Source organism: Caulobacter sp. AP07, from assembly GCF_000281955.1.
Taxonomy (GTDB): Bacteria; Pseudomonadota; Alphaproteobacteria; order Caulobacterales; family Caulobacteraceae; genus Caulobacter.
On sequence record NZ_AKKF01000016.1, the window covers coordinates 1 to 12,391 of the forward strand.

Annotated in this window: 11 protein-coding genes and 1 pseudogene; 3 read left to right on the top strand and 9 right to left on the bottom strand. The window is 69.0% G+C overall.

The annotated features are described in order from the left end of the window. The first annotated feature begins 12 nt into the window (after positions 1-12). Both xdhC and guaD read left to right on the top strand, forming a co-directional pair. Positions 13-1,029, top strand: coding sequence for a xanthine dehydrogenase accessory protein XdhC (xdhC, locus tag PMI01_RS01690; RefSeq protein ID WP_007662183.1), 1,017 nt, complete (start codon positions 13-15; stop codon positions 1,027-1,029). Beyond that, on the top strand, positions 1,016-2,302 hold the full coding sequence (gene guaD, locus PMI01_RS01695) for a guanine deaminase (protein WP_007662184.1): 1,287 nt from the start codon (positions 1,016-1,018) through the stop codon (positions 2,300-2,302). Before xdhC ends, guaD begins: the two co-directional genes overlap by 14 nt. 152 nt (positions 2,303-2,454) lie before the next feature. Here the strand turns inward: guaD and PMI01_RS01700 are convergent, their stop codons facing one another. From PMI01_RS01700 to PMI01_RS01720, 5 genes are all read right to left on the bottom strand, one after another. Then, on the bottom strand, positions 2,455-3,417 hold the full coding sequence (locus tag PMI01_RS01700; protein ID WP_007662186.1) for a nucleoside hydrolase: 963 nt from the start codon (positions 3,415-3,417) through the stop codon (positions 2,455-2,457). A gap of 142 nt (positions 3,418-3,559) precedes the next feature. Beyond that, the gene (locus tag PMI01_RS01705) at positions 3,560-5,755 is read right to left on the bottom strand and encodes a TonB-dependent receptor (protein ID WP_007662188.1); all 2,196 of its coding nucleotides are present in this window, start codon (positions 5,753-5,755) and stop codon (positions 3,560-3,562) included. Between the two features lie 214 nt (positions 5,756-5,969). Continuing rightward, entirely contained in the window at positions 5,970-6,371 is a 402-nt protein-coding gene (hpxZ, locus tag PMI01_RS01710) for an oxalurate catabolism protein HpxZ (RefSeq protein ID WP_007662190.1), read from the bottom strand. Further along, positions 6,368-7,759: an AtzE family amidohydrolase gene (locus PMI01_RS01715; RefSeq protein WP_007662192.1), complete on the bottom strand. Its 1,392-nt coding sequence runs from the start codon at positions 7,757-7,759 to the stop codon at positions 6,368-6,370. The genes hpxZ and PMI01_RS01715 overlap by 4 nt, the downstream gene beginning before the upstream one ends. Beyond that, positions 7,756-7,974, bottom strand: a complete 219-nt coding sequence (locus tag PMI01_RS01720; protein WP_007662194.1) for an AtzG-like protein — start codon at positions 7,972-7,974, stop codon at positions 7,756-7,758. The genes PMI01_RS01715 and PMI01_RS01720 overlap by 4 nt, the downstream gene beginning before the upstream one ends. Positions 7,975-8,199: 225 nt before the next feature. Between PMI01_RS01720 and PMI01_RS01725 the strand changes: the two genes are divergently transcribed. Then, positions 8,200-9,147, top strand: a complete 948-nt coding sequence (locus tag PMI01_RS01725; protein WP_007662196.1) for an acetamidase/formamidase family protein — start codon at positions 8,200-8,202, stop codon at positions 9,145-9,147. 142 nt (positions 9,148-9,289) lie between these two features. Here PMI01_RS01725 and PMI01_RS01730 read toward each other — a convergent pair whose 3' ends face one another. From PMI01_RS01730 to PMI01_RS01745, 4 genes and pseudogenes are all read right to left on the bottom strand, one after another. After that, the gene (locus PMI01_RS01730; protein WP_007662198.1) at positions 9,290-9,970 is read right to left on the bottom strand and encodes a TetR/AcrR family transcriptional regulator; all 681 of its coding nucleotides are present in this window, start codon (positions 9,968-9,970) and stop codon (positions 9,290-9,292) included. Further along, a complete protein-coding gene (locus tag PMI01_RS01735) occupies positions 9,967-11,151 on the bottom strand; it encodes a urate hydroxylase PuuD (protein ID WP_007662201.1) in 1,185 nt (394 codons plus the stop codon). Before PMI01_RS01735 ends, PMI01_RS01730 begins: the two co-directional genes overlap by 4 nt. Before the next feature lie 146 nt (positions 11,152-11,297). Next, positions 11,298-11,819 (bottom strand): 2-oxo-4-hydroxy-4-carboxy-5-ureidoimidazoline decarboxylase, encoded by a 522-nt coding sequence (uraD, locus tag PMI01_RS01740; RefSeq protein ID WP_007662203.1) that lies wholly within the window; start codon positions 11,817-11,819, stop codon positions 11,298-11,300. After that, positions 11,816-12,391: pseudogene (locus tag PMI01_RS01745) on the bottom strand (allantoinase); the annotation flags it as partial. The pseudogene PMI01_RS01745 and the gene uraD, both read right to left, overlap by 4 nt.

A 12,391-nucleotide genomic window follows, 5' to 3' on the forward strand; every position in this document is an offset into this window, starting at 1 on the left:
GGGAGAGGGGCGATGACCGCGAACTGGGCCCGCCAATCCCTTGCCCGCCTGGCCCTCGGCCAGCCCGCCGCCCTGGTCACCATCGTCGCCACCGAGGGCTCGGCCCCGCGCGACGCCGGGACCAAGATGGTGGTCTGGGCCGAGGGTCAGGCCGGCACCATCGGCGGCGGCAATCTCGAGCACCAGGTCGCCGACCAGGCGCGCAAGATGCTGGCGGCCGACCAGCCCTTCGCCGTGCAGGACTATCCGCTGGGCCCGCTGCTGGCCCAGTGCTGCGGCGGCCGCGTCCGGCTGCTGATCGAGCGGGTCGAGGCCGCCAGCCTCGACTGGCTGACCGACGCCGCCCGGCGCCTGGACGCCGACCAGCCGTTCGAGCTGCGCACCCGCTTCTCGCCGGGCATGCTGCGCAAGACCGTCCGGGCGGTGACCGCCTCGCAGCCCGAGGCGACCGGCGTCACGCTGGACGGCGCGCCGGCCACCACGCGCGGCGACCGCCCCGGCCAAGGCCATGAGCTGGTCGAGCGCTCCGACGCGCCGCGTCCGCCGGTGTTGCTGTTCGGGGCCGGCCATGTCGGCCAGGCCGTGGCCCGGGCCCTGGAGCCCTTGCCGTTCCGGCTGTCGTGGTTCGACACCCGGCCGGAGGCGGCCGACATCCCCGGCGTCGCCGTCGGCTCGCCGGCCGAGCTGGCCGCCGCCGCCATGGGCGCCGGACCGGACGCCTTCATCCTGATCCTCACCCACGACCATAACCTGGACTACGCCCTGACCTCGGCCGCCCTGGCCGGCGGGGCGTTCGGCTATCTGGGCCTGATCGGGTCGGACACCAAGAAGGCCCGGTTCCTGGGACGATTGCGCCGGGACGGCTTCGCCGACATCGTTCTGCAACGTCTGACCTGTCCTATCGGCCTGCCGACCCTGAAGAACAAGGCCCCGGAGGTCATCGCCGTGTCGGTGGCCGCCGACCTGCTGATGCGGGCCGAAAACGCCCGCCGCGAACGCGTAAAGGACCTCGAACTTGCAAGCCTATAGGGCGTCGATCTTCCACCTGGAGGACGACCCGACGACGACGGACGGGGAGGCGCACGCCTTCCACGAGGACGGCCTGCTGCTGGTCGAGGACGGCCGCGTGGTCGCCTGCGGCGACTACGCCAAGCTGGCCGACGAGCTGGGCGACACGCCCGTCGAAGACCTGACCGGCAAGCTGATCGTCCCCGGCTTCGTGGACACCCACATCCATTTCCCGCAGGTCGACGTGATCGCCGCCCATGGCGAGCAACTGCTGGACTGGCTGGAGCGCCACACCTTCCCGGCCGAGGCCGCCTTCGCCGACCCCGGCCATGCCGAGGACACCGCCGAGTTCTTCGTCGAGGAGCTGCTGCGCAACGGCACCACCAGCGCCCTGGTGTTCGGCTCGGTGCACAAGGCCTCGGTGGAGGCGCTGTTCGCGGCGGCGCTGAAGCGCGACATGCGGATCATCGCCGGCAAGTCGCTGATGGACCGCAACGCCCCGCCCGGCTTGACCGACACGGTCGAGGGCAGCCGCCGCGACATGCTGGAGCTGATCGCCGACTGGCACGGCAAGGGCCGGCTGGGCTACGCCGTCACCCCCCGCTTCGCGATCAGCTGCAGCGACGCCCAGCTGGCCATGGCCGGCGAGGTGCTGGCCACCAACCCGACCGTCTGGATGCAGACCCACCTGTCGGAGAACATCCGCGAGATCGTCGACACCGCCAAGCTGTTCCCGGCGGCCAGGGACTATCTCGACGTCTATGACCGCTTCGGCCTGGTCGGCGAGCGCTCGGTCTTCGCCCACTGCGTCCACCTCCAGGGCGAGGCCTTCCAGCGCCTGGCCAACGCCGGCTCGGCCGTCGCCTTCTGCCCGACCTCGAACCTGTTCCTCGGCTCGGGCCTGTTCCCGCTGGAGACCGCCTGCGCCCACGGGGTGAAGGTCGGGATCGGCACCGACGTCGGGGCCGGCACGACCTTCTCGGTGCTGCACACCCTGGGCGAGGCCTACAAGGTCGGCCAGCTGCGCGGCGAGGCGCTGGACCCTTTCCACGCCTTCTACCTGGCGACGCTGGGCGGGGCGCGGGCCCTGGGGCTGGAGGGCGAGATCGGCAGTCTGGAGACCGGTAAGATCGCCGACTTCCTGGTGCTGGACCTGACGGCGACCCCGCTGCTGGCCCGGCGGATGCCGGCGGCGAGGAGCCTGGAGGACCGGTTGTTCGCGCTGACGGTGCTGGGCGACGACCGGGTGGTCGAGCGGACCTATGTGGCCGGGGTGGAGCGGTATCGGCGGTAGAGCGAAACTAGGTCCTCCCCCTGTGGGGGAGGCGATCGCGTAGCGATCGGAGGGGGGAGTAATGCGGCTTCGACCGTACTCCGACCGACCGCGTCAAAATTCCCCCCACCGGCCTTCGGCCGCCTCCCCCACAGGGGGAGGACTTTCGAACCTCAGGCCCTCATCGTCTCGCGATACAGCTTGAGCAACCCCTCGGCCTTCACCCCCACGGTGATCGCCTGCACCGGGTGGCCGTCCCAGGCGCTCGGCCCGAACAGCTCGCCCTCGACCATCTGGCAGGTCTGGCCCAGGGCGATCCCGTCGGTGATCACCCGGATCGAGCCGCGACGCACGTCGAACAGCGACGGGTCGATCACGAACGCCACCGCCGCGGCGTCGTGTACGCAGCAGCCGACGATGCCATCGCGGCCGCCGTAGAACCGCGCATAGGGCTTGGAGATGGCGTTGAGGAATTCGCCGGCCGGACCGGCGGTGGCTTCCAGGTCTTCCATATAGGCCGGGCTCATCACCACCTGGGTGGTGACGTCCAGGCTGACGGCGGTGACGAACCACGGGGCGGTGAACACCAGGTCGGCGGCCTCGGGGTCGTTCCAGATATTGGCCTCGGCCACCGGGGTGACGTTACCCGGCTTGCCGGCCACGGCGAAGGCGCCGCCCATGATCACCACGGCCTTCAGCAGGCCGGCGACCTCGGGATCGGCTTGCAGCGCCAGGGCCAGGTTGGTCAGCGGACCCACCGCGACCAGGGTGACCTCGCCGGGGTTCTCGCGCGCCAGGTCGATGATCGCCTGGTAGGCCGGCTTGGCCTCGGGCTCGCCCGGGACCAGGCCGGTCAGTTCCACGTCGCCCAGGCCGTTCTCGCCGTGCACGAAGGTGGGCGAGGGGTTGCGCGGCCGGGTCAGCGGCTTGTCGGTCCCCTTGTAGACCGGGGCTGTCAGGCCGAAGCGGTCCTTCAGATAGAGGGCGTTGCGGGTGGTGGTGTCGATGTCGGCGTTGCCGAACACCGTGGTCACCGCCAGCAGGTCGAGCGCCGGGCTGGCCTGGATGAACAGCAGGGCCATGGCGTCGTCGATGCCGGGGTCGGTGTCGAAGATGATCTTGGTCGGGGTCGTCATCCGAGGGACTTATCTCATCGTTGGGCGGAGGGGGAGACCCCCTCAAACGAACCATGCTCCCGGCGCGAACCGGGAGCATGGCGGGACGATGGCAATCCTTCGGGGATCCGCCCGGCGGTGAAGCCGGGCGGGGTCTTTCAGATTACCGCTTGGCGCTGATCGAGATGCCGACGATCCGAGGCTCGTTGACGAAACCGGTCAGGTTGTCGAAGTCGATGCCGCCGCGCAGGTTCACCTCGTTGGTGATGTTGCGGGCGAACAGGGCCACCTCGTAGGCGCCGTCCTGCTTGGCGTAGCCGAGCTTCAGACCGCCTTCGAAGATGCCCTTCGAGTTGAATTCCTTGCTCTCGTAGAGGAACAGGTTGGTGTAGCCCTGCTTGAACCAGTCGGTGTAGGCGAATAGTTCGCCGTCGCCGATCGGATAGCTGTAGCGGGCCGTGAAGTTGAACACGTACTTCGGCGCGTTCGGGAACGGGTTGCCGTCGACGCGAGCGAAGGGGGCGCCGTTCGGGTTGGCCACCAGCGGATCGGTCGGCGTGCACAGTTGCGTGCCGCAGGTGCCGACCAGCAGGTTCTTGTCCTTGATCTTGGTGTGGTTGTAGCTGTAACCGGCGGTCAGCAGCAGGTTCTGGGTGACCTTGAACTCGCCGTCGAACTCGACGCCGTAGGCCTCGCCCTTGTCGGCGTTGACCAGCAGGGTGTTGTTGCCGGCGCCGCCGATGGCGCTGAACTGCGGGTCCTTTTCCTCATAGGTGAAGGCCGCGCCGTTGAAGCGGATGCGACGGTCCAGCAGCTCGCTCTTGAAGCCGACTTCATACGACTGGATGGTTTCCGATTGGGCCACCGAAGCCGGGGCGCCGAACACGATGTCACGGCCCTGGATGGTCGGGCCGCGGAAGCCGTGGGCCGCGCGGGCATAGAGGCTGAAGTCGTCGGTCACGGCGTAGAAGGCCGACAGGTCCCACGAGACCTTGCTGTCCGACACCGCCACCTTCGGCGCGGTCGAGCCGACCACGGTCATGGTCTTGTCGTCGTCGGTGTAGCGCAGGCCGCCGGTGAGCTTCAGTTGCGGGGTGACCTGATAGGTGGCTTGGCCGAAGGCGGCCCAGGCGGTGTTCTTGTGGTTCAGCGTCGCCTTGTTGAAGCCGGCGTCGGTGGTCACCAGGAAGTCGGAGTGGAAGTAGTAGCCGCCGACCTGCCAGGTGAACGGACCGTCGGCGTCCGAGGCCAGACGAATTTCCTGGGTGTACTGGTCCAGGTCGTCGAGGCCGTCCTTGGTGTCCGAACTGAATGGGATGATGCCAGGACCCACGCCGGCCACGCCGCCGTCGATGTCGCCGCGGCTGTAGCCGTTGGTGGTCTCGTAGGCGCTGATCGAGGTCAGGGTCACGCCGCCGAAGTCGTAGTCGATCTTAAGCGACTCGCCGTTGCCGTCGTACTTCTGCGGGTTGTTGCGGCCGCCGTCGTAGAAGACCGAGTCACGGTCGAAATTGCCGTTGATCTTGTTGCTGCCCTTGGTGAGGATATTGGCGCGGAAGATCGCGGCGGTGCCGTCCAGCGTGCGGTTGTGGGCGTTCAGCAGAACGCTCAGTTCTTCGGTCGGGGTCCACAGCAATTGGCCGCGGATGGCGTACTCGTCATAGCCGCCCAGGGCGTCCTTCACCTTGGTGAAGGTGTTGTCGATATAGTCGTCGCGGTGCTGGCCCAGGATCGAGATCCGACCGGCCAGCTTGCCTTCGACCAGCGGGCCGCCGACGCCGCCCTCGGCGGTCCACGAGCCGTACGAACCGTAGGTCACCGTGCCGTTGGCCTTGAAGGTCTGGCTCGGCTTGACGCTGTCGAACTTGACGATGCCGGCGGTGGTGTTGCGGCCAAACAGCGTGCCTTGCGGGCCGCGCAGCACTTCAACCTGGTCGACGTCGAACACCGGCGTGCTCTTCAGCACGACGTTTTCCATGACCACGTCGTCCATGATCACCGAGACCGGCTGCGAGGCGGCCAGGTCGAAGTCGGCGTTGCCCAGGCCGCGGATGTAGAAGCGCGGGGCGGCGCGGCCGTTGGAGGATTCGATGTACAGGCCGGGGACGCGGCTCGACAGGGCCAGCACGTCCTCGCCGCCGGCGAACAGGGCGTCCAGCTTCTCGCCGGAGACGGCGGCGACCGAGACCGGCACTTCCTGGATGTTTTCCGACCGCTTCTGGGCGGTGACGATCACGTCGTCGAGCGTGACGGCGGTTTCCTGGGCGAAGGCCGGCGCGGCGAGGCCGGCGGCCAGGACCAGGGCGGCGAGAGCGCCGCCGGTGCGGAGGCGTGCGCGCAGCTTGGCGGAGGTGGTCATGTCATATCCCCTTCATGCGTCGGCGGCCCGACACCTGAGGGTGCAATGCACAATGATCGAGACGAATCCAAAGCTTTGATGACGTCTCGGCCTTGGTTTGATGAAGTTTTGCCACGAGATGTCACTATTTGACCACGCGGTCGCCACGGCGCCCAAAAGCAGATCATAAGTCAGAGATTTCTTACTTATCGTCATTTGGCGGACGGTCTTTCGCTTACGGGGAAAGGCGTTGATCAACGCCTTCCTGCAGAAGCGAGACGTGGGCCGAGACGATTTTCCAGCCGATTTCGGTGCGAACCCAGGTCTGGCTCTGGCGGCCGGGTCGTTTTGCCCCTTCGCGCAGGAATTCGACGTTGGCGATCGCGAAATCTCGCCCAAACGTGGTGATTTCAGTCCTGAGGCGCGAACGCGAGGGTGAGCCGCCGCTCCGGCCGATTCGAAAGGCGGCGATCGCCTCGAAACCGTAGAGGTTCTCGGCCACGCCGTAGCGGACGGTCTGCGGCGCGTCGCGGAAGAAGCCGTCCAGGGCCGCGACGTCGTTGGTCATCAGCGCCGTCTCGTAGGCGTCGACCATGGCGGTCACCTCGGCCAGGACGGAGAGGTCGTCGATGATCATGGCTGCTCCACGGGGCGATGGGCGGCGACGACGCCGGCCTGTTCCAGCCGCAGGGCCGCGGCCAGGGCCAGGTCCTCGCGCCAGGCCGGGGCGATGACCTGCACGCCGATCGGCAGCTTGCCCGGACGGTTGAGCGGCACGGTCACCACGGGCAGGCCGATATAGCTGATCGGCTGGGTATAGGCGCCGAGGTTCTTGCGCACCGAAACCGCCTGGCCGCCCATGTCCATCGTCGCCTGGCCGACGCCCGGCGCGGGACAGACCGAGGCCGGGGCCAGCAGGATGTCGAAATCCTCGAACACCTTGGCGACGGCGTCGCGGAAGATCGGGCGGTAACGGCGGGCGGCCTCGGCCACGCCGTGCGGCAGCAGGGCGCCGGCCAGCAGGCGGTCGCGGACGGCCGGGTCGTAGTCCAGGGCCCGGGCTTTGAGGTCGTCCAGGTGCAACTCACCGCCCTCGGCGGCGGTCAGGCAAAAGGCGGCGGCGCGGGCCTGCTCGGCGCCGGGCAGTTCGATCCCGCGCCGGGCCTGCAGGGCGTCGGCGACGATCTCCAGCGCCTCGAGCACCTCGGGAAAGGCGCCCTGCGCGAACCAGCCGCCCAGCATGCCGACGCGAAGGGGCGCGTCGGCGATAGCTTGCAGGCGAGGGGCGGCCGGTTCGGCGGGCCGACGGCAGAGCGGGTCCAGAGGATCCGGTCCCTGCATCAGGTCGTAGGCGAGGGCCAGGTCCGCCACCGACCGCGCGAACGGTCCGATGTGGTCCAGGCTCTCGACAAAGGGAAAGGCGCCCTGGCGCGACAGCCGGCCCAGGGTGGGCTTCAGGCCGAACACCCCGCACAGGCTGGCGGGGATGCGGATCGAGCCGTTGGTGTCCGAGCCCAGGGTCAGCGGCACGAGGCCGGCGGCCACCGCCGCGGCCGAGCCGCCCGACGAGCCGCCGGCGATGCGGCCGCGGTCATGCGGATTGCGGGTCGGGCCGTCGTGAGCGTTCTCGGTGACGAAGCCGTAGGCGAACTCGTCCATGTTCAGCGCCCCGACCAGCACGGCGCCGGCGGCGGTCAGGCGCCGGATCGCGGTGGCGTCGCGGGTGGCGGGAGGCGCGTCACGGCGGATCTTCGAGCCGGCGACCGTGGTCACGCCCGCGACGTCGAACAGGTTCTTGACCGCGAAGGGCGCGCCGGCCAGCGGACCGACCGGGCGGCCGGCGGCGAGGTCGGCGTCGATGGCGTCGGCCTGGGCCAGGGCGCGGCCCGTGAACACGGCGGTGAAGGCGTTGAGGGCGCCGTTGGCCGCGGCGATCCGGACCAGGGCGGCTTCGGTTTCGGCGCGGGCGGTGGTCGTCCCGTCGCGGACGTCGGCGGCGATGGCGGCGGCGGCGCGGAAGCTCATGGCGCGAACGCCTCGATCTCGTCCCCCGCCGAGGTGGGCAGGGCGGCGACGAAGGTTTCGGCCTGGCGGCGCAGCAGGGTCAGGTTGTCGATCACCCCCGGGCGGCAGGCTTGCGGCAGCGGCAGGCCCAGCCCCTCGGCGCGGGCGTCGGCATAGGCCGCGACCGCGTCGTCAGGGAGGGCGAGAAACGCCGAGAGCGCCGGATCGGCCGCCATGCGGGCAAGCTCCACAAGTAAGAAATTTCTTCATAACCGGGATATCCGGCCGCCGCTAGGGCGGGGCGGCCTGGAGGGGGCCGACGCCCAGCGCCGCGCCATCTTCCCCACGCCGGCGCCCACCCGTTGGGCGCCGGACGGCTTGGCGCGGCCTGGCGGCGGTCGAGGCTAGGGCGGGGCGGCCGGCGGGGGCCAACTGGGCGCTTGTAATAGAAGGCTTACTTCATGCGCCACCACCTGGCCTCGTCCCCCGACACCGTCCGCTTCGGAATCTTCGACGCCGCCTTCGATCCGGTGCTGACGGTCGATCCGGGCGACACGGTGGTGGTCGACTGCGTCTCGGGCGGCCCCGAGGTGATGCCGCCGCCGGAGCTGGGCCTGATCGTCCCGCCGGCCTTGCAGGCGATCCACGACGCCCGGCTGGAGCGGATGGGTCCCCACATCCTGACCGGTCCGGTGGCGATCCGGGGCGCCGAGCCGGGCGACACCCTGGAGGTGCGGATCGAGGCGATCGAGCCCAACAACAGCTGGGGCTATTGCGCCGTCCGGCCGCTGGCCGGGACCCTGCCGGAAGACTTCCCCGACCGCTATGTCAGCCACATCGCCGTCGACGGCGCGGCCGGGACCTGCAAGCCCAGCTGGGGTCCGACCCTGCCGCTGCGGCCGTTCTTCGGCACGGCCGGGGTCGCCCCGCCGCCGCGCTATGGCCGGCTGTCCAGCCGCGAACCGCGCGAGCACGGCGGCAACATGGACTGCAAGGAGCTGGCGGCGGGTTCGAGCCTGTTCCTGCCGGTCTGGGTTCCCGGGGCCAATTTCAGCGTCGGCGATGGCCACGGCCGCCAGGGCGACGGCGAGGTCTGCGTCAACGCCCTGGAGATGGGCCTGACCGGGACCTTCACCTTCGTGCTGCACAAGGCCGCCGACGTCGGCGTCGCCACCTGGCCGCGCGCCGAGACGAAGACCCACTTCATCACCCTGGGCTTCAACGAGGACCTGGACCTGGCGATGAAGCAGGCGCTGCGGGGGATGATCGACTTCATCGTCGCGCGGTCGGCGCTGACCCGGGTGCAGGCCTATCAGTTCTGCTCGCTGGCCGTGGACTTCCGGGTGACCCAGACGGTGAACGGCGAGAAGGGGGTGCACGGGATGCTGGAGAAGGGGGTTTTGTTCTAGGTCCCCTCCCTGTGGGAGGGGTGTCGGCGAAGCCGACGGGGAGGGGCGTTTGGGCTGTCGGCCCCTTGGAGCGAATGCCCTAAAACTCCCCCCACCGATCGCTGCGCGATCGCCTCCCCCAAAGGGGGAGGACTTAAAATCCCTACTTCCCCTTCGTCAGATACCCTTCCAGCAGCTCCAGCGCATGGACCAGCCGCGCCCGGCGCCACTCGGCCTTGCTCATGTCGGTGTCCAGCGTCACCGACAGCGAATAGCCGTTGGCCAGGTGGAACCGGCTCATCGCCGCGATGGTCACGTAGATCTGCACCGGGTCGAGCGCCTCGCGGAAGATCCCCTGCTTCTGGCCGCTGTCGATCAGCCGTTCGATCGTCCGCCGCAGCGGGAACGCCGTTTCGGTGACCTTGCGCGACTGGGCGACGAACTTGCCCTGCAGCAGGTTTTCGTTGCGCAGCAGGCCGTCGATGCGCGGGTTCTTCTCGAAATAGTCGAAGGTGAAGCGCTGCAGGGCGAAGAAGCCTTCCAGCGGCTTGTCGAAGTCGATCTGCAGCTCGGCCTCGCGGCCGCGCAGGTCTTCGTAGGCGGCTTCCAGCACCGCCAGGTACAGGCCCTTCTTGTCGCCGAAATAGTGGTAGAGCATGCGGATGTTGCACTTGGCGGCCTTGACGATCCGCTCGATGCGCGCCCCGGCGTAGCCCGCGGCCGAGAACTCCTTCAGCGCCGCGGTCAGGATCGCCTTGCGGGTCCGTTCGGCGTTGCGCTTGCGGGGCGCCGGCGCGGCGTCGTCCGTCACGGGGGCGGATGGCGTCTCTACCACGGTGGTCACTGCGTTTTGGCTCCCGCCTTGATCCAGGCGCCCAGCTGGGCGCGTTCCTCATCGGTCATGTGGGTCTCGTTGCCAAGGGGCATGCTGGCGCTGTCGACCGCCCGCTCGCGAATGCGCGGCGCGTAGCGGGCCAGGCCGGCCGGGGTGTCGAAGGCCGCGCCGTTCGGCGGGGCGGTGAAGCCCTTGTGGGTCGGGACGGCGGCGTGGCACGCCACGCAGTGCTTCTGGACGATGGCTTGGGCGACCGGGAAGGACACGTCGGAGGCGACCTCCGACGGCTTGGGCTTGTGGCTGGCGATGACGCTGACGAAGAACACCAGCATCACGCCGGCGAAGATGAAGCCGGGCTTGATGATCCCGTGGTGACGCAGGTTGAAGAAGTGGCGGATCGAGACGCCGCCGGCGCTGATCATCGCCAGCAGCAGCCAGGCCAGCGGATGGCCGGTCACTACCGGATAGTGGTTGCTGATCATGATGAAGATGACCGGCAGGGTCATGTAGTTGTTGTGCACCGAGCGCTGCTTGCCCATCGCCCCCAGGCGCGGATCGACCTCGCGGCCGGCCAGCATGTCGGCGACGATCTTGCGCTGGTTGGGGATGATCACCAGGAACACGTTGCCGACCATGGCCGTGCCGATGATCGCGCCGACGTGGATGAAGGCCCCACGGTCGCTGAACAGCTGGGTGAGGGCCCAGGTCGCGGCGGTCAGGCAGAGGAACCAGGTGACGCCGAAGGCGCGGGGGCGCTGGCCCAGCGGCGAGCGGCACAGGGCTTCGTAGACCAGCAGGCCGCCGAGGATGAAGGCCAGGCCCGTGGCGATGGCCCCGGCCTGGCTGAAGGCGTGCTTGCTGGCGTCGATCAGATAGACCGGCGCGCCGACATAGTAGAGCACGATCAGCAGGGCGAAGCCGCTGAGCCAGGTGGTGTAGGCCTCCCACTTGAACCAGTGCAGGTGGTCGGGCATGTGGGCCGGGGCGGTCATGTACTTCTGCGAATGGTAGAAGCCGCCGCCGTGCACCGCCCACAGCTCGCCCTTCACGCCCTCTTTCGCGGGTTCGGGACTGCGCAGGTTGTTGTCCAGCCAGACGAAGTAGAACGAGGCGCCGATCCAGGCGACGCCGGCGATCACGTGCAGCCAGCGCAGCGACAGGTTCAGCCAGGTGTTCAGATCGTATTCCAACTAGTTGGCTCCCCCGGCCAGAATCTCCACAACGGTCCTCATCCCCCGCTTCATGCGGGGGACCCGAGCGGTGCTTCCGAAGACCACGAGCCGGCTCGGCTTGGGTCCCCCGAACAAGTCGGGGGATGACGGCCTTTGGGGGCGGGTCATCGCGTCACCGCGTCTTGGAGCCGAAGCTTGGAGATCAGGCCGATCTGCGCGATCGCCTCGGCGATCTCGGCGGCCCGGTCGTTGGCCAGGCGCGCCTGCATGGCGGCCAGGATCGAGGTCTTGTCGTTCAGCCGCACGGCGATGATGAACGGGAAGCCGAACCGCTCGCCATAGGCTTTGTTGAGGGCGTGGAAGCGCTCGAACTCCTCCGTCGTCAGCCGGTCGAGCCCGGCGCTGGCCTGTTCGGCGTTGCTCTCGGCGGTCAGGGTCTTGGCGATCGCCGCCTTGCCGGCCAGTTCGGGGTGGGCGCGGATCAGGGCCAGCCGCTCAGCTTCCGGCGCGGCGTCCAGCACCGCCATCATCGCCGCGTGCAGGGCCTCGACGCTGGCGAACGGCGCGGCGTCGTAGGCGCGCTGGACCACCCACGGCGACAGCTCGAAGGCGAAGCCCAGGGTGGTGGCGAACCCGGTGCGGTTCATCCGGTTCAGGTCGGCCAGGGTAAGGGGCGGGGCGCTCATGGGGTCGGGGCCTTGTAGGGATGGGTCTTGCGCCAGTGGTTGGCGATCTCGATGCGCCGGGCGACCCAGACCTTGTCGTGGTTGGCGACGTGTTCGAGGAAGCGGCGCAGGGCCATGATCCGGCCGGGCTTGCCGACGATGCGGCAGTGCAGGCCGACGCTCATCATCTTCGGGACCGTCTCGCCCTCCAGATAGAGGGCGTCGAAGGCGTCGCGCAGATAGGCGAAGAACTGGTCGCCGCTGTTGAAGCCCTGCGGCGCGGCGAAGCGCATGTCGTTGGCGTCCAGCGTGTAGGGCACGATCAGCTGCGGCTTGCCGTGCTGGTCGTCCCAATAGGGCAGGTCGTCGGCGTAGCTGTCGGCGTCGTAGGCGAAGCCGCCCTCCTGCGCGACCAGCCGGGCGGTGTTGGGGCTGGTGCGGCCCTGGTACCAGCCCAGCGGCCGCTCGCCGGTCAGGCGGGTGTGGATCTCGATGGCCTTGGCGATGTGCTCGCGTTCCAGGTCCTCGGGGAAGTGCTGGTAGTCGATCCAGCGATAGCCGTGGCTGGCGATCTCCCAGCCGTAGTTCTGCAT